General features: G+C 46.4%; 19 protein-coding genes. 3 read left to right on the top strand and 16 right to left on the bottom strand.

Going from position 1 to position 19,245, the window contains the following annotated elements:
• Window positions 1–10: 10 nt before the first annotated feature.
• The 7 genes from C1A12_RS02985 to C1A12_RS02955 all read right to left on the bottom strand — a co-directional run bounded on the left by C1A12_RS02985 (window position 11) and on the right by C1A12_RS02955 (window position 8,256).
• A complete protein-coding gene (locus C1A12_RS02985; protein ID WP_101842361.1) occupies window positions 11–640 on the bottom strand; it encodes a TetR/AcrR family transcriptional regulator in 630 nt (209 codons plus the stop codon).
• Window positions 641–1,576: a methylmalonyl Co-A mutase-associated GTPase MeaB gene (gene meaB / locus C1A12_RS02980; protein ID WP_101842360.1), complete on the bottom strand. Its 936-nt coding sequence runs from the start codon at window positions 1,574–1,576 to the stop codon at window positions 641–643. It abuts the gene before it with no gap.
• 18 nt (window positions 1,577–1,594) lie between these two features.
• Window positions 1,595–2,734: an acyl-CoA dehydrogenase gene (locus C1A12_RS02975; RefSeq protein ID WP_101842359.1), complete on the bottom strand. Its 1,140-nt coding sequence runs from the start codon at window positions 2,732–2,734 to the stop codon at window positions 1,595–1,597.
• A 12-nt stretch (window positions 2,735–2,746) separates the two neighbouring features.
• Window positions 2,747–3,892: an acyl-CoA dehydrogenase gene (locus C1A12_RS02970; RefSeq protein ID WP_101842358.1), complete on the bottom strand. Its 1,146-nt coding sequence runs from the start codon at window positions 3,890–3,892 to the stop codon at window positions 2,747–2,749.
• Between the two features lie 20 nt (window positions 3,893–3,912).
• On the bottom strand, window positions 3,913–4,764 hold the full coding sequence (locus C1A12_RS02965) for a 3-hydroxybutyryl-CoA dehydrogenase (RefSeq protein ID WP_101842357.1): 852 nt from the start codon (window positions 4,762–4,764) through the stop codon (window positions 3,913–3,915).
• Entirely contained in the window at window positions 4,764–5,957 is a 1,194-nt protein-coding gene (locus tag C1A12_RS02960; protein WP_101842356.1) for an acetyl-CoA C-acetyltransferase, read from the bottom strand. The genes C1A12_RS02965 and C1A12_RS02960 overlap by 1 nt, the downstream gene beginning before the upstream one ends.
• Window positions 5,958–6,126: 169 nt before the next feature.
• Window positions 6,127–8,256: a heterodisulfide reductase-related iron-sulfur binding cluster gene (locus tag C1A12_RS02955; protein WP_101842355.1), complete on the bottom strand. Its 2,130-nt coding sequence runs from the start codon at window positions 8,254–8,256 to the stop codon at window positions 6,127–6,129.
• Window positions 8,257–8,426: 170 nt separating this feature from the next.
• Between C1A12_RS02955 and cls the strand changes: the two genes are divergently transcribed.
• A complete protein-coding gene (gene cls / locus C1A12_RS02950) occupies window positions 8,427–9,614 on the top strand; it encodes a cardiolipin synthase (protein WP_101842354.1) in 1,188 nt (395 codons plus the stop codon).
• On the opposite strand, the gene C1A12_RS02945 is transcribed toward cls, so the two are convergent.
• The 6 genes from C1A12_RS02945 to speE form a co-directional block, all read right to left on the bottom strand.
• Window positions 9,611–9,790: a XapX domain-containing protein gene (locus tag C1A12_RS02945; protein WP_101843266.1), complete on the bottom strand. Its 180-nt coding sequence runs from the start codon at window positions 9,788–9,790 to the stop codon at window positions 9,611–9,613. The two genes, cls and C1A12_RS02945, sit on opposite strands and share 4 nt — an antisense overlap.
• 611 nt (window positions 9,791–10,401) lie before the next feature.
• Window positions 10,402–12,069: an arginine--tRNA ligase gene (gene argS / locus C1A12_RS02940; protein ID WP_101842353.1), complete on the bottom strand. Its 1,668-nt coding sequence runs from the start codon at window positions 12,067–12,069 to the stop codon at window positions 10,402–10,404.
• Complete coding sequence (locus C1A12_RS02935) at window positions 12,066–12,497, bottom strand: DUF1934 domain-containing protein (protein WP_101842352.1); 432 nt, start codon at window positions 12,495–12,497, stop codon at window positions 12,066–12,068. The genes argS and C1A12_RS02935 overlap by 4 nt, the downstream gene beginning before the upstream one ends.
• Before the next feature lie 77 nt (window positions 12,498–12,574).
• Complete coding sequence (locus C1A12_RS02930; RefSeq protein ID WP_101842351.1) at window positions 12,575–13,021, bottom strand: hypothetical protein; 447 nt, start codon at window positions 13,019–13,021, stop codon at window positions 12,575–12,577.
• 74 nt (window positions 13,022–13,095) lie between these two features.
• Window positions 13,096–13,974, bottom strand: coding sequence for an agmatinase (speB, locus tag C1A12_RS02925; RefSeq protein ID WP_101842350.1), 879 nt, complete (start codon window positions 13,972–13,974; stop codon window positions 13,096–13,098).
• Between the two features lie 170 nt (window positions 13,975–14,144).
• Window positions 14,145–14,972 carry a spermidine synthase gene (speE, locus tag C1A12_RS02920; protein WP_101842349.1) on the bottom strand — a complete coding sequence of 276 codons (828 nt, stop codon included), beginning with the start codon at window positions 14,970–14,972 and terminating at the stop codon, window positions 14,145–14,147.
• A 127-nt stretch (window positions 14,973–15,099) separates the two neighbouring features.
• On the opposite strand from speE, the gene C1A12_RS02915 reads away from it, so the two are divergent.
• Window positions 15,100–17,148 (top strand): transglycosylase domain-containing protein, encoded by a 2,049-nt coding sequence (locus C1A12_RS02915; protein ID WP_101842348.1) that lies wholly within the window; start codon window positions 15,100–15,102, stop codon window positions 17,146–17,148.
• Window positions 17,149–17,351: 203 nt separating this feature from the next.
• Here C1A12_RS02915 and C1A12_RS02910 read toward each other — a convergent pair whose 3' ends face one another.
• Both C1A12_RS02910 and C1A12_RS02905 read right to left on the bottom strand, forming a co-directional pair.
• Complete coding sequence (locus C1A12_RS02910; RefSeq protein WP_235001515.1) at window positions 17,352–17,687, bottom strand: YolD-like family protein; 336 nt, start codon at window positions 17,685–17,687, stop codon at window positions 17,352–17,354.
• A gap of 140 nt (window positions 17,688–17,827) precedes the next feature.
• A complete protein-coding gene (locus tag C1A12_RS02905; RefSeq protein WP_101842346.1) occupies window positions 17,828–18,370 on the bottom strand; it encodes a YwhD family protein in 543 nt (180 codons plus the stop codon).
• Between the two features lie 180 nt (window positions 18,371–18,550).
• Between C1A12_RS02905 and C1A12_RS02900 the strand changes: the two genes are divergently transcribed.
• Window positions 18,551–18,736, top strand: a complete 186-nt coding sequence (locus tag C1A12_RS02900; protein ID WP_373420418.1) for a 2-hydroxymuconate tautomerase — start codon at window positions 18,551–18,553, stop codon at window positions 18,734–18,736.
• 45 nt (window positions 18,737–18,781) lie between these two features.
• Here the strand turns inward: C1A12_RS02900 and C1A12_RS02895 are convergent, their stop codons facing one another.
• Complete coding sequence (locus C1A12_RS02895) at window positions 18,782–19,129, bottom strand: VOC family protein (protein WP_101842344.1); 348 nt, start codon at window positions 19,127–19,129, stop codon at window positions 18,782–18,784.
• Between the last annotated feature and the right edge of the window lie 116 nt (window positions 19,130–19,245).

Raw genomic sequence — 19,245 nt, 5'->3', positions numbered from 1 at the left:
CCCCTCCCCCTTACGTTAATTCTTTTTCCTCAACATGCAACCCTTGAAGCAGCATCTTAATCTGCTGTTCAGTATACGTTTCCAATGTAAAAGTCCGCTGCAGGATCCAGCGCCTGAATCCCCACATCTGTCCCTGGACAAAAATATTATTAGCAATCAGTGTCAATTGTTCTTTAGAAATGGAAAATGGAAGGCTGTTCTTAATGACTTTTTCAAGCATGGCTACCATATCACGCTCTTTTTGCAGCACGTAATCTTGAGCATCCTTCGACAGCGACTTTACTTCCTGGTACATGACAAGTACCTCGCCCTGCATGTCATTCATAAGCTGAAAATACGATCGAATCGCATGAACAAGATTGGCAATGCTCTTTTCTTCCTGATTAATGGAAGCTTCCATGCGTTCCTTCACACGTTCATAAATCGAATCACAGACGAGAAACAGAATGTCATCCTTCGTTCGGATGTATTCATACAACGTTCCAATACTAAACCCGGAGGCTTTCGCAATCTCACGGGTCGTTGTTTTATGAAATCCTTTTTCTGTAAAAAGGATCACGGCGCCTTTGACCATTTGCTGACGGCGTTTCTTCACGAGTGCTTCATCTTTAATCGTTGAAGGTACTTGTTTTTTCTCCACTTAAGAATCACCCTTCCATGTTCCGTACCAATCCTTAGCTAATTGGTAAGGATCAGCCTCAGGATCACGCAGCTGTTCCATCTTGTTCTGATCCGAATGAATTCTATTCTCTACGTCGCGCCATATTTCTTCGCGTATTAACTCATACACTTCCAGCTCAAGCTGCTTTGCCCGTCGTTGTTCCCCCTGCTTCGTTTCGTACAAATAATGCTGATGCTGCTCGATCCCTTTCCACAATTCCTCCATCCCTTTGTTCTCGGTGGAAATGGTTTTTACAATAAGCGGGTGCCATCCCTTCGGCTGCGCAATCATCATATACTCTTCAAGCGTCGCTTTTAAACGGACCACCCCGGGAAGATCGGCTTTATTAATAACAAACAGGTCGGCAATTTCCATAATTCCCGCTTTAAAGATTTGCAGGACGTCCCCGCTGTTCGGCGTCAGCACAAGTCCTGTGGTATCGACGACTTTCATAACATCAAGCTCAGATTGACCGACTCCGACTGTCTCGACTAAAATGACGTCAAATCCATAGGCATCACATACCCGAATCGCATCCTTCGTTGCCCGAGCCAGCCCGCCTAAGCTTCCGCGCGTTGCCATGCTGCGAATAAAAATGCCCGGGTCGAGAAAGTGCTGATTCATTCTCGTCCGGTCGCCAAGCAGTGAGCCGCCGCTGAAGGGACTGGTTGGATCAACGGCAATGACAGCTACCGTAAGCTCCTTGGAACGCAGGTGGGTCAGCAGGCGGTTGATCAACGAGCTTTTCCCAGCTCCGGGAGAACCCGTAATACCAATATGGTGAGCTTTCTTCTGGATGGAAAATATATCGCTCATCAGCTCAAGTTTGGCTTGATCATCATTTTCAATTAATGTAATCGCACGAGCGAGGGCCCGCATGTCTTGCTTCTGTATTTGTTCCGCTAACGAATGCATGACCGGGCCTCCTCTCGGTTATTTCGTCAGCATCCGTCCGATCACGAGACGCTGAATTTCATTCGTTCCTTCATAAATCTGGGTAATTTTCGCATCGCGCATATAACGCTCAACTGGATAATCCTTCGTATAGCCATAACCACCATGTACCTGGACGGCCTCAACGGTAATACGCATGGCTGCGTCTCCAGCATAAAGCTTCGCCATCGCGGAAGCCTTCGCATATGGTTTACCCTCGGACTCCAGGTAAGCAGCTTGATACGTTAACAAGCGAGCTGCTTCAATTTCTGTTGCCATATCGGCCAGCTTAAAGGAGATTCCCTGATGCTGTGCAATCGGCTTACCAAACTGTTCCCTTTCCTTCGCATAGTTCACCGATTCATCAAGCGCCCCTTGAGCAATCCCGAGCGCCTGGGCGGCAATCCCGTTACGTCCGCCGTCAAGCGTCATCATCGCAATTTTAAAACCCTGCCCCTCGTCACCAAGCAGGTTCTCTTTAGGAATACGGCAGTTATCAAATATCAGCTCAGTCGTTGGAGAGGAGCGGATGCCAAGCTTTTTCTCCTTTTTGCCAAACGTAAAGCCCGGCGTTCCTTTTTCAACGATAAATGCGCTCACCCCGCGGCTGCCTGCGTCCGGGTCGGTTTTCGCAAATACGACGTAAATATCGCCGACGCCGCCGTTTGTAATCCACACTTTGCTTCCGTTTAGCACATAGTGGTCACCATCAAGCTTCGCCTGGGTACGCATTGAGGACACGTCACTGCCTGCACCTGGCTCTGATAATGCATAGGCTCCCAGCTTCTCTCCACTCGCCAGTTGAGCAAGAAATGTCTTCTTCTGCTGTTCCGTTCCAAATTTATAAATCGGCCAGCTCGCTAAAGATATATGAGCAGACAGGGTCACACCTGTAGAAGCACAAATCCGTGAAAGCTCTTCGACAGCGATCACATAGCTGACGAAATCCGAACCGATGCCGCCATATTCTTCAGGCCAGGGAATCCCGGTTAAACCTAGCTCCGCCATTTTATCAAAGATCTCACGGTCAAAGCGTTCCTCTTCATCACGCTCAGCTGCGGTAGGTTCGACTTCGTTTTTAGCAAAATCACGAACCATTTTACGTAGCATTTCCTGTTCTTCCGTTAATGAGAAATTCATCCTTTGTTCCTCCTAGTCCTTCGTTAAATGATTACTAATCACGATTCTCTGTATTTCACTCGTGCCTTCATAAATCTGACAAACCTTGGCATCGCGGAACAACCTTTCGACCGCATAGTCCTCTGTATAACCATAGCCGCCGTAAACCTGCACCGCTTCAATCGCGGCATTCATCGCTGTCTGCGAAGCAAACAACTTTGCCATGGAAGCCTCTTTGCCGCACTTCCTGCCGGCCCCTTGAAGGGATGCTGCCTGGTAGACTAATAGCTTTGCAGCTTCGACGTTCGTGGCCATGTCCGCAAGCTTAAAGGAAATCCCCTGGTGCTGAGCAATCGGTTTACCGAACTGCTCCCGTTCCTTTGCATACGCCACCGCATGCTCAAGTGCAGCCTCTCCGATTCCAATCGATTGCGCCGCAATGCCGATTCGTCCTGTATTTAAGTTGGCAAGTGCGATTTTAAACCCTGCGCCTTCATTACCGAGCAATTGGGATGACGGCACCTTACAATGATCAAAGCTTAAGGACACAGTACTTGAACCGTGCATCCCCATCTTTTTCTCTGCCTTGCCAATCGTAAAGCCGGGGGTGTCTTTCTCGATAATAAAAGCGCTGACCCCTTTGCCACGTTTCTCGTCACGGTTCGTTCTTGCAAACACGATAAACGTATCTGCAGCTCCTCCGTTCGTAATAAAAATCTTTTCGCCGTTTAAAATATAGTGATCATCCTGTTTCTCCGCTCTCGTTTTGAGGCTGCCGGCATCTGATCCCGCACCAGGTTCTGTGAGAGCAAAGGCTCCTAAATATTCACCTGAAGCAAGCTTTGGAATATAGCGCTGTTTCTGTTGCTCGTTTCCAAAATAAAGAATCGGATTTGTACCGACAGAAGTATGGACAGACAAAATAACACCAAGCGTGGCACTTACTTTTGAAATCTCATGAATCGCCATTACGTAGGAGGTATAATCCATCTCAGACCCGCCATACTGCTCCGGGATCGGAATCCCCATCAAGCCTAGCTCGCCCATACGCCGCACTAATTCAATTGGAAAACGATCTTCCCGCTCCATCTGCTCAATCGCAGGAGCCACCTCTTTCTCAGCAAAATCGCGCACCATTTTCTGCAGCATGAGCTGTTCATCCGTAAACTGTAGGTTCATCTCGTTCTCTCCCTCACCTGTTATTCATAGCTGTAAAACCCACGGCCGGATTTTCTGCCGAGCCAGCCGGCCTTAACATACTGCCTTAGAAGCGGGCACGGACGGTATTTGCTGTCGCCAAATCCGTCATGAAGCACTTCCATAATCGATAAACACGTATCCAATCCAATAAAATCGGCTAATGTAAGAGGTCCCATCGGGTGATTCATACCAAGCTTCATCACCGTATCAACGTCTTCTACAGAAGACACTCCTTCATAAACGGTATAGATGGCTTCATTGATCATCGGCATTAGGATCCGATTTGAGACAAAGCCCGGAAAGTCATTCACTTCAACCGGCGTTTTATTAAGCTTCTCCGTCATCTGCTTTATGACTTCATACGTCTCATCCGTCGTTTGCAGGGCACGAATGATTTCCACAAGCTTCATTACGGGCACTGGGTTCATAAAGTGCATTCCAATCACCTGCGACGGACGATTTGTAACAGCTGCAATTTCTGTAATCGGCAGTGAAGACGTATTGGAAGCAAGAATTGCATGAGCCGGAGCAATCGCATCTAAGCTTTGGAAGACCTTTGTTTTCACTTCCATTTTCTCCACGACGGCTTCAATGATCAGATCGCAGTCGGAAGCAGCACGTAGTTCTGTTGTTGCCTCTAAATTGCCAAGCACCTGCTGCTTCTCTTGTTCTGTCATTTTTTCTTTATCTACGGCTTTAGCCAGACGTTTCTTAATTCCTTCTAAACCATTTTGTAAGACCTCTGCGTTTAAATCATTTAATTTGACGCGGAGACCGGCCTGTGCAAAGACCTGGGCAATCCCAGCGCCCATCTGCCCCGCTCCAATCACCATTACTTGATTGATCTGCATTAGTCCTGACCTCCCGCTACTTCAATAAGTACAGCATCCCCCTGGCCGCCGCCTGAACAGATGGAAGCAATCCCAAGACCGCCGCCGCGGCGTTTCAATTCATAAGCGAGTGTTAATAAAACTCGAGCACCGCTTGCACCGATCGGGTGACCGAGAGCAACGGCTCCTCCATTCACGTTTACTTTCTCCGGATCAAGACCGGCGATTTTGCCGCTTGCAAGGGAAACGGCTGCAAATGCTTCATTGACTTCAAAAAGGTCGATATCGTCTATGGACATTCCTGTTTTCTTAAGCAGTTTATTAATGACAAGCCCCGGAGTCTGCGGAAAATCCTGCGCTTCCACAGCTACTTCTTCATGCGCAATAATCGTTGCAAGAGATTCTATACCCATTTCAGACGCTTTTTCATCCGACATTAACAGCATCGCCGCTGCCCCATCGTTCACCCCGGGAGCATTGCCCGCTGTAATCGTTCCATTCGGATCAAACACAGGCTTCAGCTTAGCTAGAGCTTCAACTGTCGTATTGCTGCGGGGCGCTTCATCATTTTTAATGACTAACGGGTCCCCTTTACGCTGTGGAACTTCAACAGGGACGATTTCTTCAGCCAGTCTGCCGGAATCAATGGCTGCGCTGGCTCGCTGATGACTTTGATACGACCACTCATCCTGCTCTTCACGAGACAATTCAAATTCAGCAGCAGTCCGGCTGCCATAAGTTCCCATGTGTACATTCTCAAAAGCACACGTTAATCCGTCATGCACCATCATATCTTTTACAGCTGCATCCCCCATGCGTAGCCCCCAGCGCGCTTTTGGCATAAAGTACGGAGCATTGCTCATGCTTTCCATCCCGCCGGCTACGATAATTTCTTCATCACCTAAACGGATAAACTGGTCGGCCATCGTGACGCTTCTCATCCCTGAAGCACACACTTTGTTGACGGTTTCCGTTTTTACATCCCACGGGATTCCTGCCTCTCTAGAGGCCTGTCGGGAAGGCAGCTGCCCCTGCCCGCCTTGTAAAACCGTACCCATGATCACTTCATTAATTTCTTCCGGCTTAATTCCTGCTCTTTTTAACGATTCCTTAATTGCAATTCCGCCAAGCTGTGCTGCTGTTAATGGAGCCAAACTGCCGCCAAATTTGCCAAAAGGTGTTCTTGCCCCTGTTACTATCACTGTTTTACGCATATTTTAGTTCCTCCTCTTTGTTAACGCTTTCATTTTATGGTGATTGAACGCTCGCTCAATTCCCTCTCATAAGGAAAGTGTACAAAAAATTCTGTACACTTTCCACCATTATTTTCTAATCTGGGTCTAGTTTCCACGGCTATTTCGGAAAAATCATTTTCAACGCAGGTTACGCCGTTTTCTCTACTTTTTCAGGAAAAATAGACTTAGCTAAAATTTCTGCGATGTCCATTGTACTCACTTCTTCTTCAACTTCCTTCGCTTTCGTGCCATCTGACAGCATCGTAAGACAGAAAGGACACCCGCTTGAGATCATCGTCGGCTCTACTTCTAGTGCTTGTTCAGTCCGTGCAACGTTCATCCGGTTTCCTGACTTCTCTTCCATCCACATCATGCCTCCGCCGGCGCCGCAGCACATCCCGTTTGAACGATTACGCTTCATCTCAACGACCTTAACTCCAGGGATCATTTCAAGCACTTCGCGCGGAGGCTGGTACACCTCGTTATACCTGCCAAGGTAACAGCTGTCATGGTACGTAATCGTTTCGTTCACTTCCGCTTCCGGCTTCAGGCGGCCTTCCTTGAGCCATTGTGAAAGCATTTCAGTATGATGATAGACTTCCGCTTCAAATCCTAAATCAGGGTATTCATTTTTGAAAATATTGTACGCATGCGGATCGATAGTAATAATCTTCTTCACATCGTGCTTCTCAAATTCTTTAATATTTTTCTCCGCCAGCTCCTGGAATAAGAATTCATTTCCCATACGGCGTGCGGTGTCGCCGGAGTTCTGTTCCTTGTTTCCTAGAATCGCAAACTTGATGCCCGCTGCGTTCATCAGCTTGGCAAAAGCCATCGCGATCTTCTGACTGCGGTTATCATAAGAACCCATCGAACTGACCCAGAACAAGTAGTCAAAGTCCTCACCGGATTTCTTCAGCTCTTTTACAGTTGGAATGTGTACATCTTCTGCATCACGCCAGTTTTCACGGTCCTTTTTAGAAAGACCCCACGGGTTCCCCTGGCGTTCAATGTTCATGATTGCACGCTGGCCGTCCGGATCCATTTTCCCTTCTGTCAGCACGAGATAGCGGCGCAAATCTACAATCTTATCTACGTGCTCGTTCATAACTGGACATGCATCTTCACAATTCCGGCACGTCGTACAGGCCCACAGCTCTTCTTCTGTAATCACATCACCAATTAAGCTCTTATTCTGAACAGCGTCAAGACTCGCTGCTGCTTCATCTGACCCTTGTGACTGCGCCATCTGTGCCAGTGAATTCCCTTCGGTGTTAGAAAAAGCATACGCAGGAACCCACGGCGCCTTACCTGTCACAGCAGCTCCTTTTTCAGTTAAATGGTCCCGTAATTTAATAATTAAATCCATCGGCGACAGCATCTTACCTGATCCAGAAGCTGGACAGACATTGGTGCAGCGGCCGCACTCCACACAGGCATAAAAGTCGATCATTTGCAGCTGGTTAAAATCTTCAACTTTCCCTACCCCAAAAGAGACGTCCTCTTCATCTGTATCTTCATCGATCTCAAAGTCAATCGGATGAAGTTTGCCAGGAGGATCCTGACGGCTTAAGAATGTATTCACCGGGGCAGCAATTAAGTGTGCGTGCTTGGATTGCGGCACATACACGAGGAAGGTCAGCAGAATCAACGTATGAATCCACCACATAATAAAAAATACTGTAGCAGCTGCCGCAGGAGACATCCACCCGAAAGCGCTTGCAATTAAGCTCGCAACAGGTTCTGTCCAAGTCGGTTCATGACCATGCCAGACGATTCCCATCCCATTCCCTATAAGAACGGAAGCCATCAGCCCGCCAATAAAAATAAGTACAAGCCCTGCTTTAAATCCTCGCTTAAGACGGACAAGCTTTTCCACATAACGGCGGTAAAATGCCCAAATGACGGCTACAACAATCGTAAGCGTCACAATTTCCTGGAAGAATGTAAACCCAGGGTAGAAAACCCCAAGCGGGAGATGCGAGTCAGGAGCAAGCCCCTTCCAAATAAAATCAATCGCTCCAAATTGAACGAGTATGAAGCCGTAAAAAAACATAACATGAATAATGCCGGACTTCTTATCTTTTAACAGCTTTTTCTGGCCGAATACATTTACCCATACACGATTAAGGCGATCTTTAATTTCTCCATCGAATTCAAACTTACGGCCAAGTTTAATGTATGCAATCCGTGTCCGTACCACACGAATAAATAAGTAAACCCCGTATACTGTAACCCCAAGAAATAGTATCCAATTGGCGATCAACAACGGATTCATATGTTCTCCCCCTCTTCGTTGTTAGACCAGAAACTGCTAATTTTCTGAATCTTATAGCTATACTATAAATTATGAATGAGCATTCAGTCAACTGATTTCCGAAATTTTTCATGTTCATTTACATGATTAATAGGGAATACTTACTAAGGAACTGAGGAAGGAGGCCTGTCATGATTCTTGGATCTGTGTTAATCGTCATCATATTTCTCATTTTATTACTGGTTATTGATTTTAAATTAGGAAGAAGAGACCATTTAGCAAAACAACGCTTCCTTCCATTCGATCTAACCACAGGGAACTATCAGCTTTACAAAAACGGCTCCCCTTTATATGAAGATTTATGCCAGGACATCGCGAACGCTAAGCACCACGTAGATGTATTTTTTTATGTGATCAATATTGATAAAGCCGGCCGCATGCTGCTGGATTCCTTGAAGAAAAAAGCCAGGGAAGGTGCTGAAGTACGCCTGCTCGGAGATCGGCTCGGATGCTATCAGATTAATAAAAAAGTAAGGCAGGAATTAGAAGAAGCCGGCGTTCAATTCAAGTTTGCCGAAGTGCCGAAATTCCCTTTCTTATTCTATAAAATTAATCGGCGGAACCACCGTAAAATTGCCGTCATCGACGGCAAAATCGGATACTTCGGCGGCTACAATGTCGGCCGTGTCTACATGGGGGACAGTTCCTATTTTCAAGATTGGCGTGATTATCACCTGCGGGTAACTGGTCCGGTGGTAGCTGATCTTCATAAGACGTTCCTCGATGACTGGGGGCTTGCAGCAAAAGAGGCAGACGAGCCATATATTCGTAACCGGGAGGCAGAACATACCGTACGGATCGTCGCTACAGACGGAGGCGAGCTTGAGGATGATTTGTTTGAGATGATTCAGAATGCCAGAGTAGAGATTTTAATCGGGACTCCTTATTTTATCCCTACCGAAATGTTGTTGGCCGCATTAAAAGAAGCCATTGATCGTGGAGTAAAAGTTCATCTGATGATTCCAATGAAGCCGGACCATCCTTTAGTAAAAGAAGCCGGCCTTCCCTTTATGTATGAGCTTTACCGGCACGGCGGCAGCGTCAACTTTTTTGACGCTGGTTTTTACCATGCCAAACTCATGCTCGTTGACCGCACCTTTGCGTATTTAGGTACTTCCAATTTCGACCGGCGCAGCTTTTTCCTGAACAAAGAAGTCAACATGTATATTTATGAAGATGTATTTGTAGAAGACCTGCGTAATGCCTACATGGACGATGTGAAAGACGCACGGGCGTTAGATGAAGAATGGATTGCCCGCCGCGGCCTCTCCGTTAAAATTAAAGAACAGATTGCTAAACTGTTCCGGCCCATTCTTTAATTAAAAACGGAAGCGAGCATAGGTGCAACCCATCCAATAAATTTAAAACCGAGGTAAATACCGATAATTCCCGCGATCCCTGCCAGTGCAGGGGGAGCAGGGATCGGAAGTTTAAATACCGCAAAAACAGCTCCTACAATAAACCCTGCCAGTAAAGCTAAGCCTACTTCTTTCATTGCTACCGCCTCCCTGTCTTTACTATGCCCAACCGCTTTGTTTAAATGAATCAAAAAACCGCCTCCACCATTTTATGCTGAGACGGCACTAATAAATAAGGCTGTCGAGAACTAGTCTCGACAGCCTTAAACTATGGTTGAAGTCCTTTATAAAAATTTATATCCAACTCCGGCTCACAGGACCTAGCGACATAAGCAATCCCATTACGTGGCAGAGACCGCCACTGCATGGTTTTGCTTGGGCGCCCAGGACGGGGGGCAGTTCGACGTTGCCACATGCCCCACACGACGTGGGGTAGTTCGACGTTGCCACAGGACGTGGCGATCTTAGTCGAACTTCCTCTGAACCCGCCCCTTTCCGCTTTTCTTACTGTCTAGCTACAAGGGGCAGGCCTTCGCGTCATAAGCAATCCCATTACGTGGCATAGACCGCCACTGCATGGTTTTGCTTATGCGTGTCAGGCCTAACCGCCCCTTTCCGCTTTTCTTACTGTCCAGCTCCGGCTCGCAGGACCTAGCGTCATAAGCAATCCGACTATGTGAAGAAGAACGCTTCACTTCGCCGTTTTGCTTATGCGTACGCTCCTGACCGCTCGCCTCCGCTTTTCTTACTACATTTTTTCTGGTGCGGATACGCCTATTAAGTTGAGGGCGTTTTGGAGTGTTGTGCGTACAGCTTTCATCAAGGCTACGCGGGCAATGGTTCTTTCTTTGTTGTCAGGATCCAATACTTTTTCTGCGTTGTAAAAGCTGTGCAGATTGGATGCCAGGTCAAAGGCATACTGAGTCACGCGGTGCGGTGTCCGTTTTTCAGCAGCATCAGCGATGACTTGCGGGAATTCTCCCAGGCGTTTCAGCAAGTCTTCTTCTTTTTCAGAAGTAAGGTGACTTCCGTCAAATTGGCCTGCTGCCAGTCCTTTTTCGACTGCTTGACTAAGCATCGTGCAAATGCGGGCGTGGGCGTACTGCACATAATAAACCGGATTCTCATTCGATTCAGAACGTGCCAGGTCCATGTCGAAATCCAGATGAGAATCACTTGAACGCATCGAGAAGAAATAACGCATGGCGTCAATTCCTACCTCTTCCATCAGCTCCCTCAGCGTGACAGCTTTACCGGTACGCTTACTCATTTTCACCTTTTCCCCGTCCTGGAACAGGTTGACCATTTGAATAATTTCCACTTCCAGCGTATCTTCGCTGTAGCCGAGCGCCTGTATGGCAGCTCTCATGCGGGGAATGTAGCCGTGGTGGTCCGCTCCCCAGATGTTAATTAACGTATTAAATCCACGGTCAAGTTTATTTTTGTGGTATGCGATGTCCGGTGTTAAATACGTATAAGAGCCATCATTTTTAATTAATACACGGTCCTTATCATCGCCGAATTTAGTCGTTTCAAACCACGTCGCATCATCTTTGTCATAGACGAAATTCTTATCTTTTAACACTTGCAGAGCATCTTTAATCTGGTCTCCTTCATAAAGAGACATTTCAGAGAACCACTCGTCAAAAGGAACTCTGAACTCTTCTAAGTCATTCTTAATTTTATCTAATTCAAATTTAAGACCATAAGAGCGGAAAAATTCAAGACGCTCTTTTTCAGAGGCCTCCACCCATTTGTCTCCATCTTCTCCGGCAATCTGCTCACCAAGCTCGATAATATCTTTTCCATGGTAACCGTCTTCAGGCATGTTCCAATCTTTTCCAACCGCCTGCATGTAGCGCGCTTCCACCGAAAGAGCTAAGTTTGCTATTTGGTTGCCTGCATCATTAATATAATACTCACGGGAAACCTCATATCCAGCAGCATCCAATACGTTGCACAACGAATCACCCACAGCTGCTCCACGGGCATGTCCTAAGTGAAGTGTGCCTGTCGGATTGGCAGAAACAAATTCCACTTGAACCTTATGGCCGTTTCCCGTATTCGTGCGGCCGTATGCTTCCCCTGCTTCAAGAATCGTCGGTACCAGATCCGTTAAGTACTCGTTGTTCATATAAAAATTAATGAAGCCGGGGCCGGCAATTTCAATTTTTTCGATCGAAGCTTCTGATCGGTCAAACTGCTCCACGAGTTCTGTTGCAATTTGGCGCGGATTCTTTTTCGCCACTCGCGCCAGCTGCATGGCCATATTCGTAGCATAGTCACCGTGTGCCTTATCCTTCGGCTGTTCCAGCACAACCTCCGGCATTTCTTCGTCTGCTGCCAGCTCAGCAGCCTTTACAGCCCGTACAATCTCATCCTTCAGCTTTTGTTCCGTCTGCTCTACAATATTCATTCGCTTTCCTCCTCAAAAAGTAACGTCAACCGATGACGCTGCGTCACTTCATGGTTCAGCGTCATTTGATAGCTAATAAACAATCGTCCACGATCTTCATCCGTTAACGAACGGTATTCAATTTGATCGGTATATGTCTTCATATGAAAATCACCATACGTGTGATGGTAAATATTTTCTGTTTCCAACTTTTTCTGAAACACCTGGCGCATGTCCACTCCGCCGGTCCGTTTAATGCTGACGTGGCCGGGTTTGATCGTAACCATTGTATGAACCGGTTCGCCTTCTTCAGGGGTTTCTGTGAACTTCACAACTTCCGTTTCCCCGCGTGAGAAGAACTGACCGGGCTCAGACAATGTCATCTCTTCTTTACGGTCGGCGTCACGGATCTCAGTCACTAGTTTTACGCTCACATCTTTAGCTGACATTGTATCGCTCCTTGCTTTTCGCGTACATCCTTAACCTTTACATTATAAGAATTCATAAACGAAAACTCAAGCCTTGTTTAATTTATCAGTGCATTTACTCGATCATGCACGGATTGAATTTCTCCAATATATGAAGGCACAGTGGCTACTGCATAGATGGCAATAATTCCGATCGTCATCACAACGAACCACTTATGAGGAATCTGCTCTTTAAATGGCTGCGTTTCTTTGAATACCGAAAATAAAATCAGTGGAAAAAACAACGAAATAACGATTAAATCTAACTGCCAGTGGTTCATCACATCTTGAATGGCTGCCTGCAGCAGTAAGATCTCCGACATGTTCTCAGCTGCCTCAAGCTCTGCTGTTTCATTTTGACCGAGCCCTTCCTTAATAACAACGGTCGAGCCGTCGCTGTCATATGAATACCCGGATGGATTCCAATTATGATTCATCGTTATAAATAGCAGTCCTGCCATAATAACGGCATAGACAAACGTAAAAGCAATGATTTTTTTATTCATTACAGCTCTATTCTCCTTTCTACAAAAAGAAAAACCCGCTACACAATCGTAACGGATCACTCTTATTTTACCATCTATTTCACGAAACCTAAAAGCATTTCCCTAATGAATTTACTGGCAGCGATCGCCGTCTGCTCGGTCGGGTCATACGCCGGAGCGACTTCCACGAGATCACAGCCGACTACGTTGATGTCAGAATCAGCAATGGCATGAATGGAAGCGAGTAATTCTTTTGAGGAAATCCCTCCCGCTTCTGCAGTGCCTGTTCCAGGTGCATAAGCCGGATCAAGCACGTCAATGTCGATGGTAACGTACACGTTCTCACCGGCCAGCTTCGGTAAAACACTTTTGAGCGGCTCAAGCACGTCATAGCGGTACATATGCATGCCGCTTTCATCCGCGTACTGAAATTCCTCCCTCATGCCGGAACGAATGCCGAAAGAGTACACATTCTCCGGACCAAGCAGCTCGCATGCTTTTCTGATCGGTGTCGAATGGGAAAGAACCTCTCCCTCGTACTCCTCCCTCAGGTCGGCATGGGCATCAATATGGATAATCTTCAGGTTCGATAGCGCTTCATGACACGCCCTGATGACCGGCCAGCTGACAAGGTGCTCTCCGCCGAGCCCGATCGGAAACTTTCCTTTTTTAAAAAGCTCTTTCGCATAGTCTTCTATAATGTCCAGGCTTTTCTGCGCGTTACCGAATGGAAACATAAGATCGCCGGCATCGTGATAGGCGACTTCCTCGAGGTGGCGGTCGAGATAGGGACTGTATTCTTCAAGTCCGATCGACGCTTCGCGGATACGGTTCGGGCCGAAGCGTGAGCCCGGGCGGAAGCTGACGGTATAATCCATCGGCATGCCATAAATAACGGCCCGGGCTTCTTCTTCTGTGGCGCGGCTCATAATGAATACCTTTCCGGAGTAAGATTCATCGAAATAACAGGGCATTGGGTCGGCCTCCTTTTTGGTGTATCAGTTTATGCAATGTGCGGTGCTGGGTAGTGCTGTTAATGGGTGCTGTGCTCGGGGTACCAGGTACCGATTAATCTGTTATGGCTACAGAACGCTTTTTAGTCTAATCGGTACCTGATACCCAATGACTCTGTCTACAGCTTCTGCTATTCAGTCAGATCTTTTACAAATTTCGGCAGCACAAATGAAGCGGCATGCAGCTCGTCTGTGTAATACTTGGTATCAATATCGGTAAAACGTTCAGCCGGAACTTGTGTCGGATCGTAAATTTTACTCCCCATAGTGAAGGTCCACAAGCCGCTTGGGTAGGTTGGGATATTCGCCGTATATACTTTGGTAATCGGAAACGTTTCTTTTACATCGGCGCACACTTGGCGGATGAGATCTGCTTTAAACCACGGGTTGTCCGTCTGCGCGACGAGGATCCCGTCTTCTTTAAGAGCCTTGGCAATCCCTTCGTAAAAGCCCTTTGTAAAAAGGTTTACAGCCGGCCCTACAGGTTCCGTGGAATCAACCATAATGACATCGTATTCGCGTTCACTGTTCGCGATGTGCATGAAGCCGTCACCGACTTGCACATCTACGCGCGGATCCTCTAATGTGCCTGCTATGGAAGGCAGGTACTGCTTAGAGTATTCAATGACTTTGCCGTCAATTTCAACGAGGACCGCTTTTTCCACGCTGTCGTGCTTTAACACTTCACGAATCACCCCGCCGTCTCCCCCGCCTACAACGAGAACCTTTTTCGGACTTGGATGTGTAAACAACGGGATGTGTGCGAGCATTTCGTGATAGACGAACTCATCTTTTTCCGTCGTCATAACCATGTCGTCAAGGACGAGCATATTGCCCCACTCTTCTGTTTGTAACATTTCTAAATCTTGAAATTCCGTTTTTTCTTTATGCAAAGACCGGTTAACTTTTGCGGTTATGCCAAAGTTGTCGGTTTGTTTTTCTGTGAACCATGTACTCATTACTTGATTCTCCTTTCCTGTAAACAATCAAATTATAGAGGAATCTACGGAAAAAGCAAGAAAATGTTTAATTTACATATGTTTTTCCCATAATAATAGCAATTATAACAGTTGGGAGACTGCGAGAATGCTATTATTTATACGTTTATCTTGGAAGTGGGTGCGGCGCGGCTTTAAAACTTTTTTCACATTAAGTTTACTGGGGATTATTGGTGTGCTCGGATTGCTGGCCTACGCGATTGTGCTTGGTCCTCCTTCGTTATCCACTCCTCAAAACACTACTTATTACTTGGCGGATGGCGAAGTAATGGAAGGATATGATGTTGGAGCGAGCCGGAAATGGATCAGTCTGGACGAAATGCCCGAAGAAGTCATTGATGCAACCCTCGCGATTGAGGATCACCGTTTTTACGATCATTTTGGCTTTGACTTTAAACGAATTGCATCTGCTGCGTTAACCGATTTAAAAACAATGGAATTGTCTGAAGGGGCAAGCACCATTACTCAGCAGTATGCTCGTAACCTCTATTTATCGCACGAAAAAACCTGGTTACGTAAACTGAAGGAAGCTTTTTATGCGATTCGGCTTGAGATTTTTTATGAGAAGGATGAGATTCTCGAGGGTTACATGAATACGATTTACTACGGTCACGGGGCGTATGGAATCGAATCTGCCAGCCGCTACTTTTTTAATAAAAACGCTTCAGACTTGACGCTCGCTGAATCTACGATGCTTGCAGGTGTGCCTAAGGGGCCTAGTTATTATTCTCCTTTAGCTGATGAGGAAAATGCCGAATCCCGGCAGGCACAGATTTTATCCCGTATGAATGATCTTGAATTTATTACGAACTCTGAAAAAGATGAAGCGGTTACTGCTTCACTGAATTATTATGATCACTCGAGCGAGGAAGCCAAAGCCGTCGGACCTTATTTCCAGGATGAAGTGGTGAAGGAAGCTGCCCGTCTTCTGGATGTGGAAGTCGAAGCTGTGGAGTCAGGAGGTTTTCATATCTATACGACATTAAACCCCGAGCACCAGAGTAAACTTGAGGAGGCGCTGGAAGAGGAGTTTGGCAGTGCTTCCGAAATTGAAACGGCCGCTGTCATAATGGACAATGACACTGGTGCCGTCACTGCGATGGCCGGAGGGCGCGATTATAGCGCAAGTTCATTCAACCGTGCCACTCAGGCTGAACGGATGGTCGGAAGTACCATTAAGCCGTTTCTGTACTATGCCGCTCTACAGGAGGGCTACTCGCCATTGACCATGCAGGAAAGCAAGCCGACCAGTTTTGAATTGGAAGATGGCGACGTTTATTCGCCGAGCAACTATAACAATTATTATGCCGAAGACGAAATTACGATGGCTCAGGCCCTTGCGTTGTCGGATAACATTTACGCTGTGAAAACGAATCTTGAGCTGGGTCCAAAGAAACTGGCGAAGACGATGAACAATTTTGGGTTTAAAGAGAATTTACCTGCTGTACCATCCATAGCTCTGGGAACTCCTTCCCTTTCTCTTTATGACATGGTAAACGGCTATTCCAAATTAACCGGTGCTTCTTCCAGTGTAGAAAAGCATACAATTACAAAAATCACCGATCACCGCGAGAATGTTTTATATGAGTATGAACCCGTTTCACAAGACGATTTTAAGGTTGATAAGAAGGACGCGTTTTCCGTTACTCACATGATGACAGGCATATTTGACTCTGCGTTAAACGGCTATATGAACGTCACAGGTTCAAGTATTGCCGGTGAGCTTTCACGGACCTACGGTGGGAAATCAGGTACAACCGACTCCGACAGCTGGATGATTGGCTTTAGCCCCCAGTATGTGATGGGGGTCTGGAGCGGCTATGACGATAATCGAAAAATCACACAGCCAAGAGACCAGCAATACTCAAAAGAATTATGGGCCAACACGATGGAGCGAATTCACGAAGATGAACCCGTATCTGCATTCTCTCCGCCCAAAGGATTGCGAGGGGTCTACATCAACCCTGAGTCCGGCAAACTGTCCGGCCCCTCATGTCCCGAGGAGCGGCTCGTTTACCTAGAGAAAGAGGATATTCCGAAAGAAACATGTGAGGATGAAGACGCTGATATCAACGAAATAGAAGAAGACCTGGAGAACGACCCATGGTACAAAAACATCGTTGACTGGTTTCAGTAGAGCTGTACTCTGTACCCGGTACCCAGAAAAAAAAGAAAAAAAGTAAAAAGACAAAGAAAGCGACCGGCATTGACCGGTCGCTTTCTTTGTCCTAGCATACATGTATAATCCATGTGTGTATAAATATATTACTCTCTTTGAGTATTCGTCAAGATTCGCTGGCCCAAAAGTTATTGAACATTTTGTGAACACGCGCTCAGCCTTTACACAATCACGATATCGGCAATATCATCGAGAGAAATTGACACCTTCTCTTTCTCCTGTACATCCAGCCCCTTGATTTTTCTTGTCCGCTTATCTACATTTTCAATCTTTAAACACCTATTCTCAAAATCAAATCCATCATGCACTTTAAGCTCCACTGTTAAACCATCGTGCAGGGCCCGCTGCAAAATAAAGTCAATCTCTGCTGCTTTTTGTTCATCCAGGAGCCCTTTTTCAACCCGTTCGTCCTCCTTCCACACTTTCTTAATCATTTCTACGTGCTCCGGCAGCATAAGCGAGGTCCATTTGATCGTGCCTCGATCTCGGTTCTCCATCGTTGACTCCCCTTTTCCGCGAACGTTTGTTCTTATCATAGCACATACGTTCTCTTTTTACACTGGTATTTTACGGAAGCTTCTCCACCCTCCTAAAAAAATCTCCCCTCTAAAGAGGAGAGAAAAGTATTGACTGCCAATTATACATTCAGACTGTCTTTTAGCTGCTGATCTGTATTTTCCCAAAGCTCTGGTTTGAATTCACGCAAGTACTCACCTAAGATCCGCTTAGACTTTTCATCCATGTGATCGACGACAAATCGCCCTTTCAGGGATTTATCCATATGGTTAACGTGCTCAGGAAGCAGCTTGTAGCCGCGTCTGATCTCACGGTCCACTACGATTTCACTGCCGGCCACTCCGTAATAGCAAGGGTTGCCTTCACGGTAATCTACTGTCACCCAGACGATCCAGTAAAGTTTTCCATTCGGAACTTCAGAACGATCCGTCAAAAAGCGAATACGTTTCTCAACCGCACTTCTCGCGTGAAGAGCTCCCATATCTACGAAAGCTTCTCCTTCATTAGGATCCACGATCACAGGCGTCATATTTTCAAGACTGATGGAACCAACACCATAACCGCCGTGCCCGTCTGTAGAATCGTCTTTTAATATAGTAAATTGGTTCTTCTTTTTATCGCTGCCTTCTTGCTTCTTATTCTTAAATTGATCAAATTCCTTCATAGGTCCATGATCCTCCTTTTTAGCTGGCTGTTGGTCTTATTTTAACATATGGCCGCCTTCGATTTCAGAGACAGCCTTCTGTATAACCTGAAATTTTTTAAGAAAAAAAAGAAGGAATTCGAGATATTATGACGAAAAGGGTAAGAGAAGAGATTTATTTATAGGATTAAAGGGGAGAACGTGATGCCGATCGTAACAGTTCAAATGCTTGAGGGGCGTACCGATGAACAGAAAAAGGCGTTAGTTGAAAGTGTGACTGATTCCGTTATAGAAACGACGGGCGCTCGTAGAGAAGCAGTGACGGTAGTGATTGAAGAAATGAAAAAACAACACTATGGGGTCGGCGGAAAACGCCTCAGTGACTAAGGTAAGAGCTCTCAAGCTGAACAGCTTGAGAGCTTCTTCATTTCCTCATCCCTGGACGAAGCCTAATTCGTTCCCGTCCGGATCAGTAATCGTAAATTTGCGGCTGCCATACGCTGTATCAAACAACTCTTCCACTGCATTCACGTCGCGTGCCTGCAGCTTACTCCAAAGCGCATCGACATCATCGACGTAGAAATTAAAACGTCCCGGAGTGGATGAGAACCCTTCCATCAAGCCGAAGACAGCCCCGCCCTCCCTTTCGAAATGTACATAATTCGGGTTCTCTTGGGGCCAGCGTGCTTCTACTTTGAACCCTAGCACATCCTCATACCATTTTACCGCAGCCTCCAGGTCTCCTACATTGATACGCACGTGCTCCAGTCTCGTTTTCATGACTCCACTCCTTAATCAAACGTTTGTTTAAAGGCTGATATTCTTCAGACTCCCTCTCCAAATCCCCTGCTGCTGCACTTTTTTTACATTCTTATTATTCTGACAATCAGTTATAA

The organism is Halobacillus sp. Marseille-P3879, from assembly GCF_900240285.1.
Taxonomy (GTDB): Bacteria; Bacillota; Bacilli; order Bacillales; family Halobacillaceae; genus Halobacillus_A.
This window is presented reverse-complemented; position numbering and strand designations above follow the sequence as displayed.